This window comes from Stenotrophomonas sp. B2 (assembly GCF_014947095.1).
GTDB lineage: Bacteria > Pseudomonadota > Gammaproteobacteria > Xanthomonadales > Xanthomonadaceae > Stenotrophomonas > Stenotrophomonas maltophilia_P.
The window spans coordinates 130,648-152,292 of record NZ_JADCQA010000007.1 but is presented as its reverse complement, the minus strand read 5'-3'; the positions used below and the strand labels follow the sequence as shown (position 1 = coordinate 152,292).

Genomic DNA, 21,645 nt, shown 5'->3' with positions numbered 1-21,645 from the left:
CCGATGCGGGCGGCACTGCTGATGCTCGGCAGCACCCTGGCGTTCGGCATGATGGCGGTGGCGATCCGTTACGCCACCCGTTACGTACCGACCCAGGAGGTCGCCTTCTTCCGCAATGCGTTCGGCCTGCTGGCACTGCTGCCGATGCTGCTGCGGCCGGGCCATGCGCCGCTGAAGACCCAGCAGCTGCCACGCTATTTCGTGCGTAGCGCGATCGGCCTGGGTTCGATGCTGTGCGCGTTCTGGGCGTTGGGCCATCTGCCACTGGCGCAGGCGGTATCACTCTCGTACTCCACACCGTTGTTCGTCACCATCGCCGCCGTGCTGTGGTTGGGCGAAACCGTGCGTGTGCGCCGCTGGGCCGCAGTGGTGGTCGGTTTCATCGGTGTGCTGGTGATCGTGCGGCCGGGCACCACCGGCTTCACCGCTGGCAGCCTGGTCGCCGTCGCCGCTGCGGTGCTGAGTTCACTGGTGGCCATCCAGATCAAGCAGCTCACCCGCGTGGACAGCGCCGATACCGTAGTGCTCTATACCTACGTCTTCTGGGTGCCGCTTTCGCTGGTTCCGGCAGTGTTTGTCTGGGTCTGGCCCAGTGGCGTGGCCTGGCTGTGGCTGCTGGTCACCGGCGTGATGGGCACGGTCGGCCAGCTGCTGTGGACGCGCGCGCTGCGCCTGGGAGAAGTGTCGGCGCTGACGCCGATCAGCTTCCTGCAGCTGCCGCTGGTGACCCTGTGCGGGTGGCTGCTGTTCAACGAGACCGTGGACCGCTGGACCATCGTCGGTGCGGGCATCATTCTGGCCGCCAACGCTTACATCGCCCACCGCGAGGCCGTGCTGTCGCGGCGGGCGGCGACGGCGGCGGCGTCAGCGGCGGCCAAGCCCGCCGAATGATCCACCGTCAACGCTGCAGCGGCGACGCATCCAGCGCGCGATACGCGCGTTCGGCTGCGTCGAACACATTGCCCGGCGCGAACTGTTCGCCCAGGTAGTGCAGCGACTGACGGCGCAGCTGCGGCGAGCGCTCCAGTGCGTCGCCCCCCAGCAGCACCTGTTCGAACTCGATCAGGTCCTGCAGGATCCGCCAGTGCCGGTACCAGGCTATCCAGCGTGGGTCCCCCAGGTCCGGGCCATACCCTTCCACGAAACCGAGCGGACGTTCGCGCCCCCAGCGTCCACCCACCGCCGCGCCGGGAAACATCAGATCCCGCTCGCGGGGCGCCAGGGACAGGCCATCCCAATCAATCAGGTGCAGGTTGCCCTCGTTGCCCATCAGCAGGTTTCCCGCATGCAGGTCGGTATGGCACAACCGCAGCGGCGGCCGTTCGTCGCGCAGTTCATCGTGGAGTTCCGACGCGCGGCGGTGGACCTCGGCGATACGTTCGCGGCGCAGCTCCCAGACGGCCAGGAATGCGCTGCCCAACCGATCCTGCGCGACCGGCAAGGCATCGCCCGGCTGCAGCCAGCGCCCAACGGTGTTCAACGCATCCGCTTCAAGGCGCAGGCTCGGCAGCGCGCGTTGCAGCGATTCGGGCACCTCAGTGTCATGCAGCCGGCGCAGCACGTTGCCCAGGCGCAGCCACTGCGCATGGCTGAGCGGCGCCTCGAAACCGGACTGGCCCTCGATGTAGGGAAACAGCGTGAACTGCAGGCCCCAGCGCTGGACCGACGCGCCGCCGGTCAATGCCGGCCATGGCGCCACGATCTCCTCGATGCCCAGGGTGCCCCGCAGCCAATGCAGCGTGTCCCAGACCGCCGGTTGCACCTGGTAGGTGCGGCATTTCAACCACCACTGACCGCGTCGCGCGTCGATGCGGTAAACGCTGGCATTGGCGTCTGCGCCAACCGGGCGAGGCACCACGGCGGCGGTGGTGATGCCATAGGACTGTTGCAGGACTTCGCCGATATGGCGCGCCGAAGCGGATGACATGGAAGCAATCGTGCATTGATACCCGACGTCACTATCGCAGATGGCGCATCGACGGCACAGACATGTCCGTCACAGCACTGTGCTTGCGGGCCGGGCGATCCATGCCGACGCGGTTGCCACGGCGTCAGCGCGCGTAGTGGCCCAGGAACATGGCGACCGCCGATGCCGCCACCCGCGCGCGCTCGTCGGCCCCCAGCGGCGCCTGCCCCATCGTTACCTGCGGCCAGAAGGCGAAACTCTTCACCAGTCCATGCAGCTGATGGGCGGCGAATTCGGGATCGACCGCACGTAGCCGGCCATCGGCGATCGCTGCACGGATCCAGGCGCTTTCCCCACTCTCCTTCTCGCCCATGCGACAGACGATTGCCTGCGCACGTTCGGGTGAATGGATGATCTCCGCCATGGCAACGCGGGCCAGGTCGATGAAATTGGCATCACCCAGCAGTTCCAGCTTCTGCTCCAGCAACGCGAGCAGCTGCGGCTCAAGTGGCTGCTCCGCACGGTAGGGCAGCTCGACGCCGGCCATGCTGCGTTCCCAGAGTTCCTCCAGAATCAGCGAGAACAGTTCTTCCTTGCTGGGGAAGTGGTTGTAGACCGTGCGTTTGGATACACCGGCCGCTGCCGCGATCCGGTCCATGCTGGTGGCTTCATAGCCGGCCGTGCGGAACTCCTCCACCGCCGCGCGCACGATGGCCTCGCGTTTGCGGTCGGTCAGGCGCTGCGGCGGACGGGACATGGCGACACCAGATAACTGAACGGATACCCCCATTTTACACCGATGAGTATACTTTTCCGCAGCAGGAAACTACACTGTGCAGTGTACCCTGCGGACGTCACCCATGAAGCGCCTGCTCCTTGTCCTCCTGCTTGGAATCCTCGCCGTGACCGCCTACACCTTCTGCAAGTCCTGGTCCCTCCCCGACTTCCCCGACTCCCCGCAATACCGCGAGGGCAAGTTCCACAACGTACTGCCGCGGCCGGCGATGGGCCTGCGCAACGGGCTGGAGATCTGGTGGACCTTCCTGTTCAACAAGCCGAAGGGGACCGTACCCGCGGGCGCCATTCCGGTGCAGGCGCTGGATCGTGCCGCGCTGGAAGCCGCGCCGGATCGCAGCCTGTTCCGGCTGGGGCATTCGACGATCCTGCTGAAGCTGCGCGGCCAGTATTGGCTGACCGACCCGGTCTTCTCCGAACGGGCGTCACCGGTGCAGTGGATGGGCCCTGCGCGCTTCCACGCCCCGCCGATCAGCATCGAACAGCTGCCGCCGATCGCCGGCGTGATCCTCTCGCACAACCATTACGACCATCTGGATCACGCTGCGGTGATGCAGCTGGCGGGCAAGACCACGCGCTTCATCGCGCCGCTGGGTGTGGGTGATCAGTTGATCGCCTGGGGCGTGGACGCGGACAAGGTCGAACAGCTGGACTGGTGGCAATCGACCGAAGCCGATGGCCTGCGCCTGACCGCCACACCCGGCCAGCACTTCTCCGGCCGCGGCCTGGGCGACAGCGACCGCAGCCTGTGGGCCTCGTGGGTCATCCAGGACGGCGACTTCCGCATCTTCTTCAGTGGTGACACCGGCTACTTCGATGGCTTCAAGGCCATCGGCGAGAAGTACGGCCCGTTCGATCTGACCATGATCGAAACCGGCGCATACGATCCGCGCTGGGCGTTCGTGCACATGCAGCCGGAGCAGACGCTGCAGGCCCACCTGGACCTGCGCGGCAAGTGGCTGCTGCCGATCCACAACGGAACCTTCGACCTGGCCCTGCACGACTGGCAACAGCCCTTCGAGCGCATCACCGCGCTGGCAGCCGCGCACGATGTGCCGATCGCCACGCCGATGATGGGCGAGGCGCTGGACATGCAGGCGCCGCAGGCAGGCACGCGCTGGTGGGAACAGGTGGCGCTGCGCTGAGCTTGCCTGGGCGCTGCTGTCACGGGGCGCCGGTTCGTGCAGGCAGTGACGTTGCGGACGATGGCTGTCGCGACGCCGTGCAGGGCGTCGCGCCACGCGTCCGCCCTCTGCCCTATTGCAGCGCGTCATGTAAACGATTACACCCCCTGCTAGCGTAGCGCCTGCCCGATCCTGGCCGAACCTCCAAGGCTGTCGACATGACGCTGCGTGCTGATCGCTCCCGCCCCTCCTGCGCCTGCCTGCGCTACGCCGCGCGCGCTCTCCTGCCGCTGGCCGTGATGGCCTCCGCCGCGCAGGCGCAGACACTGCCACCGCGCAGCCAGTGGCAGGCCAGCAGCTCATCACAGCAGGTCCCGGCGATGGCCATCGGCCATCTGATCGACAACGACCCGAAGACGGTCACCGGCGGCGCCTTCAGCCCCGGACACTGGTTCCAGATCGATCTGGGCGCACCTGCCCTGCTGGGGGGCGCACGCCTGACCTGGGACGTCTCCAATCCCGAGGGCTACACACTGCAGACCTCGATGGACGGCCGGCAGTGGCAGCCCGCATACACCATGGCCGACTCGCTGGGCGATGTGGAGACGCTGTACTTCGAACCGCGCCAGGCGCGCTATCTGAGGCTGGCCAGTCCCCAGCGCACGTCGGACTGGGGGGTCTCCATCTTCGAGATGGAACCCTTGGACGCCACGCTCAGTGCACGCGTGCACGGACTCGACAGCGCACAGGCAGCCGCGTTGTGGCAAGGCGGTAGCGGCGTCGCCCTCCCTACCGATGGCAAGGGCAGCCATGTGCTTGAAATCACCCTGCCGCGCGCTCAGCCGGGCACCGGCCTGGCGGTGGAGTGGGCGGGCCAGCGTGGCGCCGCACGCCTGCAGGCCCAGGATGCGCAGGGGCGCTGGCAGCCGCTGGCGCAGGACACGCAGGCCGCCAGCCATGCCCAGAGCTGGTTGGCCAGCGATACGGTGCACGATGTGCGTGCCCTGCGGCTCATCGTCGAAGGGCCCTCGCCACAGGTCACGCGCCTGCGCCTGCTCGGCCCGAAGGCCGTGATGACGCCGATGAAGCAGTACCAGATCGCCGCCAGCGGCGCGCAGCGTGGCTTGTTCCCGGCGTCGTTGCAGATGCAGCAGACGTACTGGACGGCCGTGGGCGTGCATGCCGGACGGCAGAAGTCGATCTTCGACGAATACGGCAACATCGAGGCATTCAAGGGCGCACCGCTGGTGCAGCCGATCTGGCGCAATGCCGATGGGCGTGCCGCCGGTGCCGCGGAACAGACCGTGCAGCATGCCCTGCGCGACGGCTGGAAGCCGATGCCCTCGGCCGCCTGGTCGCCGCAGCCCGGTCTGGAACTGCGCAGCGAAGCGTTCGCGATCGAGCGCGACGGCCAGCCCGTCACCTTCCTCCGGCATCGACTGCGCAATACCGGTACCACGCCGGTCGAGGGCACGCTGAGCCTGGTGGTGCGGCCGATGCAGATGAACCCGCCGTGGCAGAACGGTGGCCTGTCGCCGATCCGCGACGTGGCCATCGACGGCCAGAGCGTGCGCGTCAATGGTCGTACCCTGCTGCACTCGCTGTCGGCGGTCAGCGCCTCCGGCGCGGCACCGTTCGGCCCGAACGGCGAAACCGAGATCACCTCCGCCATCGCTTCGGGCCGGTTGCCCGGCGCACGCCAGGCCACCGATGCGCGTGGGCTGGCGGCGGCGGCGCTGGACTACCGGATCACCCTGGCGCCCGGCGCCAGCCAATCCGTGGTCGTCGCCTTCCCGCTGGGTACGGCGGCGGCCGACGCCAAGGGTGTACTTCCGGAGCCACCGGCACTGGACCTCGCGCGCCTGCCACGCGATGCCGATGCCGGCTTCGAGACGCTGGCCGCCGAAGCCTCCGCGGACTGGCAGGCACGATTGGGCCAGGTCGGCCTGCGCCTGCCCGATCCGTCGCTGGTCGACATGCTGCGTGCCCAGGCCGCGTACATGCTGATCAACCAGACCGGCCCGGCCATGCAACCCGGCCCACGCAACTACAACCGCTCCTTCATCCGCGACGGCATGGCCACCTCGGCGGTGCTGTTGCGGATGGGCGAAGCCAAGGTCGCACGCGACTACCTGGCGTGGTACAGCGAACACGGGGTACATGCCAACGGCCTGGTGTCGCCGATCCTCAATGACGATGGCAGCGTCAACACCGGCTTCGGATCGGACATCGAGTACGACAGCCAGGGCCAGTACGTCGCGTTGGTGGCCGATGTCGCGCGCCTCGACGGTGGCCCCGAGTCCGTGCGTGCGTACCTGCCGAAAGTGAAGGCCGCGCTGCGCTTCCTGCAGGAACTGCGTGAGCGCACGCTGGTACCCGGTTACAAGGCCGATCAACCGGCGCCGGAACGCTTTGCCGGCATCCTGGCACCGTCGATCAGCCACGAGGGCTATCCCTCTCCCACCCACAGCTACTGGGACGACTACTGGGGCCTGAAGGGCTGGCATGACGGCGCATGGCTGGCTGAATCACTCGGCGACCACGCCACCGCCACCTGGGCACGCGGGCAGTACAAGGCGCTGTATGACGCACTGCACGCTTCGATCCGCGCGACGATGGCGTGGAAAGGCATCGATTTCATTCCCTCCTCCGCCGATCTTGGCGATGGCGACCCGACCGGCGTCTCCATCGCGCTGGATCCCACCGGTGCGCAGAGCGTGCTGCCGGCTGATGCGCTGCGCACCACCTTTGCCCGCTATCTTGACGACGTCCGCAAGCGCAACCAGCCCGGTGCGCTGTATGCGTACACCCCTTATGAAATCCGCAACGTCCTGAGCTATGTGCATCTGGGCCAGCCCGCAGCGGCCGACGAGCTGCTGCAGGGCCTGCTGCGCGACCGTCGCCCGCTGCAATGGCAGGTGCTGGCCGAAGTCGTGCACTCACGGCTGCGTTTTCCGCGCTACCTGGGCGACATGCCGCACACCTGGATCGGTGCCGAATACGGCCGCACCCTGTTCGGGATGCTGATGCGCGAGGACGACGATGCCCTGTCACTGCTGCCGGGTACGCCGCCCTCCTGGCTGGCCGGCGATGGCCTTGCGGTGGAACGCCTGCCGACGGCGTACGGCACGCTGCGGATGCAGGCACAGCAACGCGACGGTACGCTGACCGTGACGCTCGGCGAAGGGCTGCGCAGCGCCACGGCCGTCAAGGTCTGGTGGCCCGCGCGCACGGCACCGAAGCAGGTGCGCGTGGACGGCCATAGCGTTTCCGACTTCGATGCCGAGGGTGTGCGGTTGGCGAAGCCGTTCAGGACGCTGGAGGCGCGTTGGTAGAGCAGCCGAGCATGGCTCGGCTCTACAGAAGCAGCCTTGGTGCCGGGGCATGCCCGGCGTCAGAGATCCGGCAAGCCCGGCGGGTTGGTCTGCGACTGCGGCACGGCTTCCTCGGTCACGTTCCAGCGCGCCAGTGCCTGTGCGTAGGTGCCGCTGCCGATCTGGGTATTGAGCGCCTGGGTCACCGCATCGGCCAGGCCGCTGCCCTTGCGCGTGGTGACCGAGATCGCAGCAGCGTTTGGCCAACCGCCCGGAAACAGGCCAACGCGCCGCACCTTGCCATCGCGCGCGGAGTACGCGCCGGTGGCGTTGGGTTCGAACGATACATCGGCCCGGCCGGTGATCACGGCCAGGCGGCCGACCACCGAATCATCGAAGTACTGGTATTGCACCGGCTCCAGCCCGGCCGCGATGTTCTGTGCATCCCACTGCCGCAGGATCTGGTCCTGGTTGGTGCTGGCACCGACCACCACCTTCAGGCCAGCGACATCGGCCGGCTTCTCGATCTTCTGGATGGGCCCGTCGGTGCGCGTATAGATGCCGAGCAGGTCATAACGGTAGCTGGAGAAGTCGAACTTCTTCTTGCGCTCTTCGGTCACGGTTACGTTGGACAGCACTGCATCGTACTTGCCCGACTCCAGTCCCAGCGGCCAGTCGGCCCAGGCGACCGGCACCACCACCAGCTTCAGGCCCAGCGCATCGGCCACCAGCCGTGCGATGTCCGGCTCGATGCCGATCACTTCCTTGCTGTCGGCGCCATAGTCGGCCAGCGGCAACTGACCGGGATGCGTCGCGACCGTCAACGTGCCCGGCGTCACGAAGCGGAAGTCCGCCGGAACCAGCGCCTGCGCTTTCGGATCCACGGTCCCCCGCAGCGCTGGCGCGCCGGCACCGGCCAGGCTGCTGGTCGCTGCGGGCACGGCCTCCGGTCCCTGCCGTGCACGGGAATAGACGATGCCGGCAATGCCGATGACCAGCACAGCGATGACCAGCAGGGTGCTGCGCGAGGGACGACGGGACGTTGCAGGGCTCATGGGGGTCACATCCGGATCAGAGGGTCTTGGCGAGAAAATCGGCGGTGCGCTGCTGGCGCGGGTGTTCAAATATGGCCTCGGGCGTGCCCTGCTCGATCACCCGGCCCTGGTCCATCATCACCACGTGGTCGGCAACGCGGCGGGCGAAGCCGAGTTCGTGGGTGACGATCACCAGCGTGGTGCCGGAACGGGCGAGCTCTTCGATCACGCTGAGCACTTCGGCCACCAGTTCCGGGTCCAGCGCCGACGTCGGCTCATCGAACAGCAGCACCTTCGGCTGCAGGGCCAGTGCACGGGCGATGGCGATGCGCTGCTGCTGGCCACCTGACAGCTGGCGCGGGAACGCATCGGCCCTGTCCGCCAGACCGACGCGCTCCAGCAGCACGCGCGCCTGCTGTTCGGCCTGCGTACGCGGCACACCGCGCACCGCGATCGGCGCCTCGATGATGTTCTCCAGCGCGGTCAGGTGCGGGAACAGGTTGAAGCCCTGGAACACCATGCCCACCTCGGCACGACGGCGGCGGATCTCGCGCTCCGGCAGCTCGTACAGGGTGTCGCCGTCACGGCGATAGCCGATCAGCTGGCCACCGACGCTGACGAAGCCGGTGTCGGCGCGCTCCAGGTGGTTGATCAGCCGCAGCAGCGTCGACTTGCCGGCACCGGACGGGCCGATCAGCACCGTTACGCTGCCGCCGCGCAGTTCCAGGGTGATGTCCTCCAGTACCGGCTGCCCGTCGAACGCCTTGCCGACACCGTGCAGCGATATCGGCGCTCCCTGTCCGGCCTCGGCCGCGCTCGCGATGCGCGGCCGCACCGCAACCGGCGATGCCGCACGCGGCGCGGGCGAGGATACCCGCGACACGCTGCGCTCACGCTGCAGCTGGCCACGCGCGAAGCGCTGCTCCACGCGCCGCTGCAGCAGCGACAGCACGGTCAGGATCACCAGGTACCAGACCGTGGCCACCATCAGCAGTGGCACCACCTCCAGGTTGCGGCGGTAGATCACCTGCACGGTGTAGAACAGCTCCGGCAACGCCAGCACGTAGACCACCGACGTGCTCTTGGCCAGGCCGATCACATCGTTGAAGGCGGCCGGCAGGATCGAACGCATCGCCTGCGGCAGGATGATGCGCCGCACCTGGCGGCCGCGCGGCAGGCCCAGCGCGGCCGCTGCTTCATACTGGCCGTGATCGACCGAGAGGATGCCACCGCGGATCACCTCGGCCGAGAACGCCGCCTGGTTCAGGGTCAGGCCCAGCACCGCAGCCGTGAACACACCGATCAGCTGGGTGGTGGGATACGAGAACAGGCTGATGCCGGTGAACGGAATGCCCAGTTCGATCGTGCTGTACAGATAACCCAGATTGTTCAGCAGCAGCAACAGCACCAGCAGTGGAATCGAACGGAACAACCAGACGTAGCCCCACGATACCGCCGACAACAACGGCGAGCCGGATACCCGTGCCAGCGCCAGCAGCGTGCCCAGCGCGAAGCCCAGGCCGGTGCCGAGCGCGGTCAGCAACAGCGTGCGACCCAGCCCTTCCAGCACCGGGCGGGCGAAGAACCACTCGGCGAAGGTGCCCCAGCCCCAACGTGGATTGCCGAGTACCGACTGCAGCCCGATCAGGATCAACGCCAGCGCCAGCACCGTGCCGAACACCTGCAGCGGATGCCGCGCCGGCACGATCTTCAATGCCGGTGCCGGACGCGCGGCCAGACCCTCGATCGCGGTGGACGGCGTACTCATGCGTGGACTCCCTGCACGGCGGCAGTGCTTGATGCCGGCGGACGCGCCGGTGCCCGCAGCTGCTTCTCGAACGGCAGATGGGCGATCGATTCCGGGTCGGCAGACAGATCGAACAGTGCGGTGTAGCCATGGCTCAGGTACAGGCCGACCGCCTCAGGCTGGCGGAAGCCGGTGGTCAGGTACACGCGGCGATAGCCCTGGCGTGCGGCCTGGTCTTCAAGCTCCTGCAGCACGCGCCGGGCGATGCCCTGGCGGCGCAGGCCAGGCAGTGTCCAGATGCGCTTGAACTCGGCCGTATCCGGGTCGCGGTGAGGCATGAACGCGCCGCCGGAAATGGCCACGCCCTCACGCAGCAGCAGCACGAACGCTCCCACCGGCGCAGCGAATGCCTGCGCTGGATAGCGTTGCAGCTCCTCGCGCGCACTGCCACCGATGCGTCGCCGCACATCGGCGTAACGACTGTCGTACTCCTGCTCGAGCCCATCGAACAGTGGCCGCGCCAGTGGATCGTCCACCGAGGTGTAGAGGAAGCGCTCCTCGAACGGTGCCGTACTCATGCTGCGTCCTCCACCAGATAGTGTTCGGCCAGCCGCGCCCAGAGGCTGGCGGCGGGAGCGATGACCGCATCGTTGAACACGTAGCGCGGGCTGTGCAGCGATGCACTGTCACCGTTGCCGACGAACACGAAGCTTCCGGGCCGGGCCTGCAGCAGGAAGGCGAAGTCCTCGCTGGCGGTGCGCGGCGCGAAGGCATCCAGCACCTGCCCTGCGCCGAATCCCTGCAGCGCCACCTCACGGATATAGGCGGTCTGCTGCGGATGGTTGATCACGCTCGGGAAGCCACGCGGGAACTCGATCTCGGCGCGCGCCCCGAACGCGGCGGCGGTCTGCTCGGCAAGCTCGGTCACGCGACGGCGCAGCGTGTCGCGAACGTCGGGCAGATAGGCGCGTACGGTCAGGGTCAGCTCCACCACGTCGGGAATCACGTTGGCCGCCTGCCCACCGTGGATCGAACCGACCGTCACCACGCCCATCTGCCGCGGGTCCACATTGCGCGACACCACACTCTGCAGTGCGGTGACGATGTGCGCGGCGGCGAGGATCGGATCCACGCTTCCCTGTGGTTCCGCACCATGCCCGCCCTTGCCGATCACCCTCAACCGTGCCCAGTCGACCGATGCCATCGCCGGTCCGTCGACAAAGCCGAAGTGCCCCGCCGGCACACCCGGCCAGTTGTGCAGTCCATAGATCGCATCCACCGGAAAACGCTCGAACAGACCGTCGGCGAGCATCCTTGACGCACCGGAGCCGGTTTCTTCCGCCGGCTGGAACACCAGTTGCAGGGTGCCATCGATGCGCCCGTGCCGGGCCAGGTAATGCGCCGCCGACAGCAGGATCGCGGTGTGTCCATCGTGACCGCAGGCATGCATCCGTCCTTCGTTCTGGCTGGCATAAGGCAGCCCGGACGCCTCCTGGATCGGCAGCGCATCGATGTCGGCGCGCAGCCCGAGCCGGCGGCTGCCCTGCCCCCGCTGCAGCGTTCCGACCACGCCGGTTCCGCCGACGCCCGTGGTCACCGTATAGCCCCACTGCTGCAGCAGTTCGGCTACGCGTGCGCTGGTGCGATGCTCCTCGAAGGCGAGCTCCGGGTGTCGATGCAGGTCGTGGCGGATGGCGATGGCCTCATCGGCGCGTGCGGCTATTTCAGGCAGCACGCCCGTCGGCCCGGTGGGCGCCACAGTCAACGATGCCCGGCGCAGTACGTTCATCGCCTCACCCCACCTTCCGCGCCGGTTCGGCGGCCGTCGAATGACGGCTGGCCTTGTACGGCAGGCCCAGGTGGTCGCGCAGCGTCTTCCCTTCCAGCTCGCGCTGGTGATACCCGCGCGCCTGCAGGATCGGCAGTACCAGGGTCACGAAATCGTCCAGCCCCTCGCGCTGCGCCGCAAACCCCAGAATGAAGCCATCGCTGGCGCCCGCCTCGAACCAGCGGATCAACTCGTCGGCCACGTGCTCGGGTGTACCGATGAAGTTGGGCCGCGGGCTCACCGCCTGCAACGCGACCTGGCGCAGGCTCAAGCCCTGCTCGCGGGCATCCTGCTTGATCCGATCGGTGGTGGAGCGGAACGAATTGCTGCCGATCTCGCCCAGCTCGGGGAACGGCGCGTCGGGATCGTACTGGGTGAAATCGTGATGGTCGAAGAAGCGCCCGAGGTAGGCCAGCGCATCGTCCAGGCCCGCGAGTGCGGCAATCGCCTGGTACTTGGCTTCGGCCTCCTCGGCGGTGTGGCCGACAATCGGCCCGATGCCCGGAAAGATCTTAACGTCATTGCCGCTGCGCCCGTGGGCGATGGCCGAGTTCTTCACCTTCTGGGTGAAGGCACGGGTTTCTTCCAGCGAGGGCGAGTGGGTGAATACCGCATCGGCATACTTGCCGGCCAGCGCGATGCCGTCGTCGGACGAGCCCGCCTGGAAGATCACCGGCTGCCCCTGCGCGGAGCGCTGGATGTTCAGTGGGCCTTCGACCTGGAAGAAGCGGCCCTTGTGGTCGAGGCGGCGGAACTTGTCGGTGGCGAAGAAGGTGCCCTGTTCGCGGTCGCGGATGAAGGCATCGTCGTCCCATGAATCCCACAGGCCCTGCACCACCTCCAGGTATTCGTCGGCGATCTGGTAGCGCAGCGCATGTTCCGGATGCGGGCGGCCGTAATTGCGGCCCGATCCTTCCAGCGGCGAGGTCACCACGTTCCAGCCGGCGCGCCCACCACTGATCAGGTCCAGCGAGGCGAACTGCCGGGCCACGGTGAACGGATCGCTGTAGGAGGTGGACAGCGTGCCGGCCAGGCCGATCTTCTTCGTCGCCGTGGCCAGCGCGGACAACAGCGAGATCGGCTCGAAGCGGTTGAGGAAGTGCGGGATCGATTTCTCGTTGATGTACAGCCCATCGGCAACGAAGCCGAACGCGATGCCGTTGTCTTCGGCCGTGCGCGCGATGTCGATGTAGAAGTCCAGGTTCACGCTGGCATCGGCCGGGTTGGACGGATGCTTCCACGCATGCATGTGGCTGCCCGGTCCCTGCAGCATGATGCCGAACGGGATGGTGCGCGGTGTCTTGCTCATGGGTATCGCTCCTGCAGGTCAGGCTACCGCCGCGCGTGGCGCGGGCGACAGCAGTTCAAGGGATGCCAGGCGTGCGTCGAGGTCGGCCACCGGCGCATCGAGGATGAATTCGCCCACGCCGAAGCGGCGGTGCAGTGCGTCCAGTTCCCCGCGCACCTGCTGCGCGTCGCCCGACAGCACGCTGGGCCGCGTCTCTTCGATACGGAAGTCGGTCACGCCCACCTGGCGGGCATACTCGGCCGCGGCGTCCGGGCTGGGCAGGTTCACCGTCTGCCCCGGGCCGAGGTGCAGCTTGTAGACACGCAATGCGCCGACATGGCGCGCCGCCGCTTCGCTGGTGGGCGCCGCGAAAGCGACGGTGGCCAGCAACGGCGGCTGCGTGGATACGGCGCGATAGGCCTCGAACGCCGCTTCGATGTGCTTCGGGTCGCCGTCGAAATGGGCGGCATAGACGAAGCGCCAGCCCAGCTCCGCCGCCTGCCGTGCGCTCTGCGGGCTGGCGCCCAGCAGGAAACGCTCGGCCGCCACCTGCGGCACCGGCCGCGCCTGCGCATTGGCATGCGCATGATCTTCGGCCAGCGAGCCGGACAGGAATCCTTCCAGATCGCGCAGCTGCTGATCGAAATCGGCGAAGGCCGGCCGCCCCGCGGCCAGCGCTGCGGTGGACGCCGGCAGGCCACCGGGTGCCTTGCCCACCCCCAGGTCGACGCGTCCGGGCGCCAGCGCCGCCAGCAGGTTGAAGTTCTCGGCCACCTTGTACGGCGCATAGTGGCGCAGCATCACGCCACCGCTGCCGATGCGGATGCGCCGGGTCTGTGCCAGCACCCATGCCGCCAGCACCTCCGGCGCCGGACTGGCCAGGGTCGGTGCGGCGTGATGCTCGGCAAACCAGTAGCGGTGGTAGCCCAGCTGTTCGGCACGCTGGGCCAGCTGCAGGCTGTTGCGCAGCGCCTGCTCGGCGCCTGCGCCTTCGGCCACCGGACTCTTGTCCAGCACGCTGATGAGGTAGCTCATGTCCGCGTCCTCGCTCAGGGGTGGGCCACAGGAATGCCAAGCAGGCCATTGAGTGCGGCCAGGATCGGCTCGGCGCCGGTCACGTACTGCCGGTCCTGGTAGGCACCGTTGGCGTGTTCGCTGCGCACGCCCTGCGGCAGCACCAGCTTCGGCAGCGACTCGTCCTGCTCGCCCACCGCCGCGATCACCTCGCGGCGTGGCCGCGCGAAGCCGATGCGGCGCACGTCCAGCTGTGCATCCAGGCCGTCGATGCTGGACAGCGCGCCTTCCAGCAGCAGGCTGTGCCGGCAGAAGAAGCGCTGGCCCGGCAACTGGCCGTCGACGAACTCGCGATCAAGCAGGAACAGGATGGGTTTGGGGGAGGCAGCTGCAGCCACGGGTTCGTCCTCGTCTGGGCCGGCAATGAAGTGCCGTTTCGCTATCGATGCTAGAGAAGCTGTGCGCCGCGCCCGTACCTGCTGGCGACAATCGCCGGTCGGATCCGGCCACGCAGATGCAGGTTGGCAATAAGCAGACTGCTGGCCGTTATGGGCAGCTCAGGCGATGCGGCGCAGGGGCGCCAGCCCGCTGGCGGCATGCGGCAGCAGATGCCCGGCAGCGCGCTCGGCAGCCAACTGGATGCGCGCCTGCAACGCCGCGCTGTTGATCTGCTCGCCATCGAAATCGGCTGGTGTGGCGTACACGCCGATGGGCAACGTATGCGCCTGCAGGAAGCTGAACAACGGTCGCAGCTGATGGTCGATCACCAGCGCATGCCGCTCGCTGCCCCCGGTGGCCGCCAGCAGCACAGGGGTATCCACCAGCGCCTCGAGGTCGATGAAGTCCACCAGGTGCTTGAACAACCCCGGGTACGAGCCACGATGGACCGGTGCGGCCACCACCAGCAGCTCGGCGTCCTCGAGGGTGGCCAGCGCCTGTTCCACCGCGGGCTCGGCCTCGCTGCGCGACAGCGTCTGCCCCAGCGCGCGCGCAATCGGCGCCAGCTCCACCAGTGTCACGCTGGCATGCAGGCGCTGCTGCAGCGCCTCCAGCAGGTGCCGTACCAGCAACAGCGTGCGCGAATTCGCCGATGCCGTTGGCGAACCGATCAACGCAACAATCTTCAACCCAGATGACATGCCACTCTCCTCGGTAACGCCGGACGCTGCCCGACGACGCCATGCCTGAACCTCAGAACCGGTAATTGACCCGCCCGTACCAGAACGCGCCGATCCTGCCGAGCACGTCACCGCTGTCCCAGGTGGTCTCGATGCTGGCCACGTCGGTGGCGCTGCGCGCGTACTCCGGCACCTTGCGGGTGCGCTTGTCGAACACGTTGTTGATGCCCAGCGCCGCACTCCAGCCCGCGCCCAGCTCCACACCGCCGGACAGGTTGGTCACCAGCACCGGTGGCTGCCTGTATTCCACGCCGTTGTTGAGGCGCTTGATCGACCCGTAGTAGGTAACGTCCACATTCGAGCGCCAGCGTCCGTTCTGCCAACCCAGTCCGGCCACCTGGGTGTAGCTGGGCGTACGGAAGCGCAACGCGTACTCGCCGGACTTCGTCAGCAGGTTGATGTTGGGCAGCCCCTGCAGCGCCGCAGGAATGGCGCTGACGCTGCGGATCGTGGTGCGTCCGACGTTGGCGGCGTAGCTCCAGCGCAGCTTGCCCCACGATGTGTCCTGGTTCGCCTCCAGCGTCAGCTCCACGCCGCGCGTGCGGGTGTCGCCCACGTTGGTGAAGTAGCTGGCATAGAACGCGTCGCCCGGCAGGATGCTGATGCCGGCCGAACCCAGCAGCGCATCGATCGTGTTCTTCTGCGCGGAGGTCAATACGGTGCCGCTGTTGTCGGTGATGCGCGCCGGATCCTGCGCGTTGTAGCCGATCTGGCTGGACTGGCCGAGCTGGCCGCGGATGTCGATCTGGTAGGCATCCACGGCCAGGTGGAAGGCCGGGCTCGGGTCCCAGGTCACGCCGATGCTGTAGTTGGTGGCCTTCTCCGGTTTCAGCGGGGTGGCACCCAGTGCCACCGCAGCGGGCGAGGACACCTGCGCCACCAGCGTCGTACCGCACGGGCAGCTGCCCGTGGCCTGGTAGAACTGCGCGCCCAGGCTTGGCGCGTGGAAGCCGTTGCTGACCGTCGCACGCACGCCCAGTGCGTCGGTGATGTCGAAGCGGCTGGTCAAGCGTCCGGTCGAGACACTGCCGAAGTCCGAATGGTCTTCCCAGCGCGCGGCCGCATCCAGGTACCAGCGCGAGGTGACGTTGGTCGCCGCCCCCACGTACACCGCCTTGCTGTTGCGCGTGGCGTTCACCGCGTCTGCGGTGGAGTAGCCGACAAACGCAGCGGCACCGAATCCGGTGTACGACTCCCACTGCCCTGCCCCGCGCTCGTAGCGCTCGTGCTGGTACTCGGCACCGGCACTCACTTCCAGGGGTGAGGCAAAGGCCGCTACGTCAAAGCCCCGACGCAGGTCCAGGTTGGCAATGCCCTGCTGGTAATCCAGCTTGCCGTCATAGAAGTCGGTGGGCGAGCCCGGGTACGGCAGCGAGTAGTTCACCGAGTTGCGGGTATAGGTGCGCACCGTGCTGCGGTTGCCGGTCAGGCTGGCGTCGTAGTCCCAGCCGGCCACCTGCCCCTTCACGCCGGCGGTGCCGGTGTACTGCTTCTCCTTGGTCTCCAGCACCGGCAGGAAGCCGTCGGGAAACACGCTCAGCACCCCCGGCGTCCGGTACGTGGTGAAGATCGTGGCCGGCAGGCGGAAGTTCTGGATCGCCTGCGCGGTGCGGTCACTGGCAGTGGCGTTGGCGTAGAACTGCGCGCTCTCACCCAGGCCATGGCCCACGTTCACCGCAAACGCCTTCAGCGCATACGACGGTGAGCTGAGGATGGTGTTGGCTTCGGCATCGCGCGTGGCCTCGGCAGGGTCCGGCGTCGCACCGGCCGGCAGGCGGTTGTTCGGCCGCAGCGCGACCCGGTTGCCATTGGCATCGATCGCCGGATAGCTCAGATAGCCATCGATGTAGCGTCGCGTCCGGATCGCGTGGTGCTGGCGCGTGGTCTCGCCCGAGAGGTTGACGAAGCCGCCCTCGCCCCAGGGCAGGCCGACGTTGGCGCGCACGCTGGTACGCGTACCGTCGCCATCGATGCTCTGCCCGCTCTCCACCGACACCTCGCCGCCCTGTGCCTGCGATTTCAGGATGACGTTGACCACACCGGTGATCGCGTCCGAGCCGTAGATGGCGGAGGCACCGTCGCGCAGCACTTCCACGTGGTCGATGGCCGACACCGGAATCAGCGCCAGATCCGCCCAGGCGTGGCCAGGAAAGCCGCCGCCGTTGGCACCGCTCACATAGGCACTGGCGTTGCGGCGCTTGCCGTTGACCAGCACCAGCGTGTAGCCCGGTGAAAGATTGCGCAGCTGATAGCCGCGGATCAGGCTCTCCTGGTCGCTCTGGTAGCCACCGATCTGGCTCAGCGACGGCAGGCTGCGCTGCAGCGCTTCGAGCAGGTTGGCCTGCCCGGTCGCAGCAAGATCCTCGGCGGAGATAACGTCGATGGGCGTGGAGCTGTTCTTGACCGTGCGCGTGCTGGTGCGCGAGCCGGTCACCACCACTGCGTCCAGGGTGGATGCAGCGACGTTGGCGGCAGCCGCTGTGGTTGCCGGCTGCGCATCGGCGTCTGCCGCATGCACGGGGGCCGCAACCAGGGCGGCGGCGATCAACACAGCAAGAGGACTCAGGACGGGGGCGTAGGCGGCAGGCATGGGGGCTCGTGGGGTGGGCCGGAAACACGCTTCCATTCAAGGGCCTGTTCACCCGCCACGACAGGCGTGATCGCGTCACCCAGCCGTAACATCCGGCCACCCACATGACCGCTGGTAATGACGTTAGGCAGCGCGCTTGCATGGGGTCGGATCCCTTTCGAAGGAAACGGATCCGACCCCAGCCGCCATATATCCCGCAGGCATCACCTCATGACCGCATGCCACGCGGCGGCATGCACCATCACCGGTAGCATCAGGCCATGCCCATCCACGCTGCCGATCCCACCGCGCCGACCGTCGCCATCGTGGCCTGCCACGGCCAGGGCCTGTTCGAGTTCGGTTGTGCGGTGGGCCTGTTCGCACCGGTGCGTCCGGAACTGGGCGTGGCGTGGTACCGCACGCAGCTGTGCGCGGGCGAACCCGGCGCGCTGCGCATGCTCGGCAATACGCAGGTGCAGTTGCCGCATGATCTCAACGCGGTGGACGATGCGGACATCATCGTCATTCCCGGTTGGCGCGAACCCAGTGAACGCCCGCCGCAGGCGTTGCTTGATGCGCTCGTCCGCGCCCACGCGCGCGGCGCCCGCATCGCCTCGATCTGCTCGGGCGCCTTCGTGCTGGCCTGGGCCGGCCTGCTCGATGGCCGCCAGGCCACCACCCACTGGCGGCTCACCGAAACGCTTGCGCAGCAGTTCCCCCGCATCGGCGTGCGCGACGACGTGCTCTACGTCGACGCCGGCAGCATCATCACCTCGGCCGGTTCGGCCACCGGCATGGACATGATGCTGCACATGGTGCGCAAGGATTACGGCGCGCGCGTGGCCAACCTCGTTGCCGAGCGCCTGGTGCTGGCGCCCTGGCGTGATGCCGGGCGCAGCCAGCGCGTCAGCCGCGCCATTCCCAGCGGCGAGCCGACACGCCTGGCCAAGCTGATGGAATGGATGCGGCGCAACCTGCGCGAACCGCACTCGCTGGGCAGCCTGGCCGAACAGGCCGCGTTGAGCCAGCGCACCCTGCAACGGCAGTTCCTCGACGCCACTGGGCTGTCACCCATCGACTGGCTGATCCGCGAGCGCGTGGCTTTCGCCCGCGAGTTGCTGGAAACCACCGACCGCCCGCTGCACTGGGTCGCCGATCAGGCCGGGTTCGGCTCGCAGGAATCGTTCCGCCGCCATTTCCGCGGGCTGGTCGATGCCAGCCCCACCGAGTACCGCAGCCTGCATCGGCAGGGCATCGAAGCCGATCGACTGGTCGGCTGCTGAGGGTAGGCCTGCGGCAACGTCCGCCTTTCCACTCCGCCATCGGACCGGCAAGATATCGCCATGTCCCGCAGGCCGATGGAACGGTGATGACTGACCGCCCTTACAGGAACTACCGCTTCGGGATAGGCGTGTCGCTGGTGCTGGCGGCGTTCATCGCCACCCTTTCGCTCATCGCCGTGGCCACCCCCAATCTGGGTTGGGGCGTTGTGGCGCTGGCCACCCTGGCGATCTGGGTGGGCGTACCGTTGCTGCTGGTGCTTGCGCTGGCGTGGCTGCGCTACATGGTACGGGACCGTGGCCAGGTGCCCGGCCGCGTGCACGCTGTGATGTTCGTGCCCACCGCCGCAGCCATGCTCATCGTTCCGCTGTGGCACTCCCTGCAGAACACCTGGGACAGCTTCGCCGGCGGCTCGCGTGCCGCCATCGCGGAACTGCACGTCAATCTCAGCGGGCTACCGCTGTGGCTGGACACCTCGCCGTATGCATCCACCGGCTCCGGCGCTGGCCCGGACCTGCCCATGCAGGGCGACACGCCCGAACGTTTCATCGCCTTCCACCGCTACCCCAACGCGCAGTCCGATGCAGACAGGGCATTCCCGTATGAAGACGGGCGCCTGAAACGCTCGGTGGATCACTACCGCTACGCCACGCCCTCCGGAGATCGTGCCGTCACCGACGTGCCCTTGCTGCGCCACCCCTATCCGGACCTTGCGCCCTTCAACGCGTCATGGAGGCGCCCGGGCACGCCGGAATTGGTGCACCTCTATTACCACTACCGCGATCATGTGGAGGTCGCGCCCGCGCTCGCACGCCTCAGCGGCACTACCGCAGATGATCTGGAGCGCAGCCGCTTCGAAGGCCTGGTGCTGTTCAAGGTCCACAACTACGGCGGCGCGCCCATCGTGCGGATGGAGGTCAATGGCCTCACGCTGGACATCGGTGACGGCGCCATCGCCAGCATCCCGACGCCACCCGCGGACTGCACCGCCTACGGCTACCCTGACAGCGCCGCCCTGCTTCCGCTCGATCAGCCCCTGCAGGTCCGCTGGCAGACCAGCAGCGAGCCGATGCGCTGGCACAGCGCCCGCGTGCAGGTACCGGCGTTCCGCACGCCGCAGCCCATGGAGGGCCAGTCAACCCTGCAGCGCGTGCTGCTGTATGTGCTGCCTGATGACGCGCTGGCCGCCGAACGCTACGCGGAAATATTCGACCGCGATACGCGGCGCGGCATCCGCGCTACTGGCCTGCCCGCGGCGGCCGCTACGGTGGCCACCTGCGGCAGCGCCTACGCCACCTATGGCGAAGACGCGCCGCCGCCGCTGGCAGACTGAGCAGCGTCGCCGCGGCGCCTGTTCTCAGCGGCGGCCACGCATCCGCCAGCACTGTGCGATGAAACCGAGCACGAACACCACGAAACACCCCAGCAAGGTCTGCAGCACGACCGGAGCCATCGGCGCGGCCGCAATCGGATGTGCCACCGGGATGCGGGTCAGCGTTTCATTCACGCCCGGCACCAGCGACAGCAGGAAGCTGAACGACAACGCGAAGGTGGACAGATACCGCGCCGCCCGCCCGAGGAAGCGCAGGCGCGCGGCTAGCACCCCGCCGAAAGCAACCAGCAGCACGATCACGCCAAAGGCGTGGCCGGGATTGAGTCCGCCCGTGCTGGACACGGTGAACGAGGTTGCCACCGACAACACCAGGCCCAGCAGGTAGAGCTTGCCGGCACGCGTGGCCGGATCGATGGCGCGGTGGCGGACCAAGCCATAGAGACCGGCCACGATGGGAAGCAGGCTGACGGCAGTGTGGATGACGCCGAGGGCGGACAGCGGGTGTGGCATGGGAGTGCTCCGTTGGATTCAGTAAACCTACTAGTAGGTAGGCTTGATGGGCAAAAAGAAGACCCGCGTTGCCGCAGGCCTTCCGCATACAGTTCTCAGGCGGCGCTCACCCGCGCGATCGCCAGCCGCGCCAGGGCCGCGAAGGTCGCCGCATCGCCAAACCCCCGCGCCGCCAGCATCGCACCGTGCACGGACGCCATGAACGCCTTGGCTTCGTCGTCCGCCGGGCCCTGCAGGCGCAGCTGCCCCTGCGCGGCGCCCTTCAGCAGGGTACGGGTCAACCACTCGGTCAGGTCCTCGAAGTGGCCGCGCACCTCCTCGGCAATCTCCACCGGGATCATCGGTGCTTCCGCGGCCAGCATCGCGCAGATGCAGAACGACGCCGTTCCGCCGGCAATGCAGCTGGACCAGTAATCGACATAGGCGTTGAGCTCCAGCAGCGGATCACCCAGCTGCCGGTCCAGCAGCGCCAGTCCCTCGCGTGCCTCGGCCCGGTACAGCACCACCACCGTGCGCACCAGATCGGCCTTGCTGGGGAAGTGGTGATGGATGCTGGCCTTGCTGATGTTCACCCGCGCGGACACGTCCGCGTAGCTGAAACCGTTGTAACCACCGGCTTCCAGCAGGGAACGGGCCTGCGCCAGGATCTCCAGCGCCTTCGGGGACAGCGACTCTTTCATGGGTGCAAACCTACTAGTAGGTAGGTAGGCCTGTCAACGTGCCG

The 21,645-nt window shown here is 67.7% G+C and carries 18 protein-coding genes; 5 read left to right on the top strand and 13 right to left on the bottom strand.

Going from position 1 to position 21,645, the window contains the following annotated elements; all coding sequences use genetic code 11:
• The first annotated feature begins 3 nt into the window (after positions 1-3).
• Positions 4-891 carry a DMT family transporter gene (locus tag IMX13_RS10355; RefSeq protein ID WP_065175629.1) on the top strand — a complete coding sequence of 296 codons (888 nt, stop codon included), beginning with the start codon at positions 4-6 and terminating at the stop codon, positions 889-891.
• Positions 892-898: 7 nt separating this feature from the next.
• Here the strand turns inward: IMX13_RS10355 and IMX13_RS10350 are convergent, their stop codons facing one another.
• Entirely contained in the window at positions 899-1,927 is a 1,029-nt protein-coding gene (locus IMX13_RS10350) for an aminoglycoside phosphotransferase family protein (RefSeq protein ID WP_193396302.1), read from the bottom strand.
• 124 nt (positions 1,928-2,051) lie between these two features.
• Positions 2,052-2,663 carry a TetR/AcrR family transcriptional regulator gene (locus tag IMX13_RS10345; protein ID WP_065175563.1) on the bottom strand — a complete coding sequence of 204 codons (612 nt, stop codon included), beginning with the start codon at positions 2,661-2,663 and terminating at the stop codon, positions 2,052-2,054.
• Positions 2,664-2,766: 103 nt separating this feature from the next.
• On the opposite strand from IMX13_RS10345, the gene IMX13_RS10340 reads away from it, so the two are divergent.
• Complete coding sequence (locus IMX13_RS10340; protein ID WP_065181371.1) at positions 2,767-3,846, top strand: MBL fold metallo-hydrolase; 1,080 nt, start codon at positions 2,767-2,769, stop codon at positions 3,844-3,846.
• Between the two features lie 197 nt (positions 3,847-4,043).
• Positions 4,044-7,160, top strand: a complete 3,117-nt coding sequence (locus tag IMX13_RS10335) for a discoidin domain-containing protein (RefSeq protein ID WP_193396301.1) — start codon at positions 4,044-4,046, stop codon at positions 7,158-7,160.
• Positions 7,161-7,219: 59 nt separating this feature from the next.
• Here IMX13_RS10335 and IMX13_RS10330 read toward each other — a convergent pair whose 3' ends face one another.
• The 9 genes from IMX13_RS10330 to IMX13_RS10290 all read right to left on the bottom strand — a co-directional run bounded on the left by IMX13_RS10330 (position 7,220) and on the right by IMX13_RS10290 (position 17,818).
• Positions 7,220-8,194, bottom strand: coding sequence for an ABC transporter substrate-binding protein (locus tag IMX13_RS10330; protein WP_128990415.1), 975 nt, complete (start codon positions 8,192-8,194; stop codon positions 7,220-7,222).
• 16 nt (positions 8,195-8,210) lie between these two features.
• Positions 8,211-9,941 carry an amino acid ABC transporter permease/ATP-binding protein gene (locus IMX13_RS19025; protein WP_193396300.1) on the bottom strand — a complete coding sequence of 577 codons (1,731 nt, stop codon included), beginning with the start codon at positions 9,939-9,941 and terminating at the stop codon, positions 8,211-8,213.
• A complete protein-coding gene (locus tag IMX13_RS10320; RefSeq protein WP_065181368.1) occupies positions 9,938-10,498 on the bottom strand; it encodes a GNAT family N-acetyltransferase in 561 nt (186 codons plus the stop codon). The genes IMX13_RS19025 and IMX13_RS10320 overlap by 4 nt, the downstream gene beginning before the upstream one ends.
• Positions 10,495-11,709: a M20 aminoacylase family protein gene (locus IMX13_RS10315; protein ID WP_193396299.1), complete on the bottom strand. Its 1,215-nt coding sequence runs from the start codon at positions 11,707-11,709 to the stop codon at positions 10,495-10,497. The genes IMX13_RS10320 and IMX13_RS10315 overlap by 4 nt, the downstream gene beginning before the upstream one ends.
• A gap of 4 nt (positions 11,710-11,713) precedes the next feature.
• Positions 11,714-13,057: an LLM class flavin-dependent oxidoreductase gene (locus IMX13_RS10310; protein WP_193396298.1), complete on the bottom strand. Its 1,344-nt coding sequence runs from the start codon at positions 13,055-13,057 to the stop codon at positions 11,714-11,716.
• Between the two features lie 18 nt (positions 13,058-13,075).
• Positions 13,076-14,071 (bottom strand): LLM class flavin-dependent oxidoreductase, encoded by a 996-nt coding sequence (locus IMX13_RS10305; RefSeq protein ID WP_053517564.1) that lies wholly within the window; start codon positions 14,069-14,071, stop codon positions 13,076-13,078.
• Between the two features lie 14 nt (positions 14,072-14,085).
• Positions 14,086-14,448, bottom strand: a complete 363-nt coding sequence (locus tag IMX13_RS10300) for a DUF3088 family protein (RefSeq protein WP_193396297.1) — start codon at positions 14,446-14,448, stop codon at positions 14,086-14,088.
• A gap of 159 nt (positions 14,449-14,607) precedes the next feature.
• Positions 14,608-15,189: an FMN reductase gene (msuE, locus tag IMX13_RS10295; RefSeq protein ID WP_193396296.1), complete on the bottom strand. Its 582-nt coding sequence runs from the start codon at positions 15,187-15,189 to the stop codon at positions 14,608-14,610.
• Between the two features lie 52 nt (positions 15,190-15,241).
• The gene (locus IMX13_RS10290; RefSeq protein WP_193396295.1) at positions 15,242-17,818 is read right to left on the bottom strand and encodes a TonB-dependent receptor; all 2,577 of its coding nucleotides are present in this window, start codon (positions 17,816-17,818) and stop codon (positions 15,242-15,244) included.
• Between the two features lie 260 nt (positions 17,819-18,078).
• Here IMX13_RS10290 and IMX13_RS10285 point away from each other — a divergent pair, with 260 nt between their 5' ends.
• Positions 18,079-19,080: a helix-turn-helix domain-containing protein gene (locus IMX13_RS10285; protein WP_193396294.1), complete on the top strand. Its 1,002-nt coding sequence runs from the start codon at positions 18,079-18,081 to the stop codon at positions 19,078-19,080.
• Between the two features lie 86 nt (positions 19,081-19,166).
• Positions 19,167-20,411, top strand: coding sequence for a hypothetical protein (locus tag IMX13_RS10280; protein WP_193396293.1), 1,245 nt, complete (start codon positions 19,167-19,169; stop codon positions 20,409-20,411).
• Positions 20,412-20,435: 24 nt separating this feature from the next.
• Here IMX13_RS10280 and IMX13_RS10275 read toward each other — a convergent pair whose 3' ends face one another.
• Together IMX13_RS10275 and IMX13_RS10270 are read right to left on the bottom strand one after the other, a co-directional pair.
• Entirely contained in the window at positions 20,436-20,921 is a 486-nt protein-coding gene (locus IMX13_RS10275) for a hypothetical protein (RefSeq protein WP_193396292.1), read from the bottom strand.
• Positions 20,922-21,016: 95 nt separating this feature from the next.
• On the bottom strand, positions 21,017-21,601 hold the full coding sequence (locus IMX13_RS10270; RefSeq protein ID WP_193396291.1) for a TetR/AcrR family transcriptional regulator: 585 nt from the start codon (positions 21,599-21,601) through the stop codon (positions 21,017-21,019).
• Positions 21,602-21,645: the final 44 nt, after the last annotated feature.

Coding starts and splice junctions, on each gene's coding strand:
- IMX13_RS10355 (WP_065175629.1), top strand. CDS start 4: ATGCGGGCGGCACTGCTGATGCTCGGCAGCACCCTGGCGTTCGGCATG.
- IMX13_RS10350 (WP_193396302.1), bottom strand. CDS start 1,927: ATGTCATCCGCTTCGGCGCGCCATATCGGCGAAGTCCTGCAACAGTCC.
- IMX13_RS10345 (WP_065175563.1), bottom strand. CDS start 2,663: ATGTCCCGTCCGCCGCAGCGCCTGACCGACCGCAAACGCGAGGCCATC.
- IMX13_RS10340 (WP_065181371.1), top strand. CDS start 2,767: ATGAAGCGCCTGCTCCTTGTCCTCCTGCTTGGAATCCTCGCCGTGACC.
- IMX13_RS10335 (WP_193396301.1), top strand. CDS start 4,044: ATGACGCTGCGTGCTGATCGCTCCCGCCCCTCCTGCGCCTGCCTGCGC.
- IMX13_RS10330 (WP_128990415.1), bottom strand. CDS start 8,194: ATGAGCCCTGCAACGTCCCGTCGTCCCTCGCGCAGCACCCTGCTGGTC.
- IMX13_RS19025 (WP_193396300.1), bottom strand. CDS start 9,941: ATGAGTACGCCGTCCACCGCGATCGAGGGTCTGGCCGCGCGTCCGGCA.
- IMX13_RS10320 (WP_065181368.1), bottom strand. CDS start 10,498: ATGAGTACGGCACCGTTCGAGGAGCGCTTCCTCTACACCTCGGTGGAC.
- IMX13_RS10315 (WP_193396299.1), bottom strand. CDS start 11,709: ATGAACGTACTGCGCCGGGCATCGTTGACTGTGGCGCCCACCGGGCCG.
- IMX13_RS10310 (WP_193396298.1), bottom strand. CDS start 13,057: ATGAGCAAGACACCGCGCACCATCCCGTTCGGCATCATGCTGCAGGGA.
- IMX13_RS10305 (WP_053517564.1), bottom strand. CDS start 14,071: ATGAGCTACCTCATCAGCGTGCTGGACAAGAGTCCGGTGGCCGAAGGC.
- msuE (WP_193396296.1), bottom strand. CDS start 15,189: ATGTCATCTGGGTTGAAGATTGTTGCGTTGATCGGTTCGCCAACGGCA.
- IMX13_RS10290 (WP_193396295.1), bottom strand. CDS start 17,818: ATGCCTGCCGCCTACGCCCCCGTCCTGAGTCCTCTTGCTGTGTTGATC.
- IMX13_RS10285 (WP_193396294.1), top strand. CDS start 18,079: ATGCCCATCCACGCTGCCGATCCCACCGCGCCGACCGTCGCCATCGTG.
- IMX13_RS10280 (WP_193396293.1), top strand. CDS start 19,167: ATGACTGACCGCCCTTACAGGAACTACCGCTTCGGGATAGGCGTGTCG.
- IMX13_RS10275 (WP_193396292.1), bottom strand. CDS start 20,921: ATGCCACACCCGCTGTCCGCCCTCGGCGTCATCCACACTGCCGTCAGC.
- IMX13_RS10270 (WP_193396291.1), bottom strand. CDS start 21,601: ATGAAAGAGTCGCTGTCCCCGAAGGCGCTGGAGATCCTGGCGCAGGCC.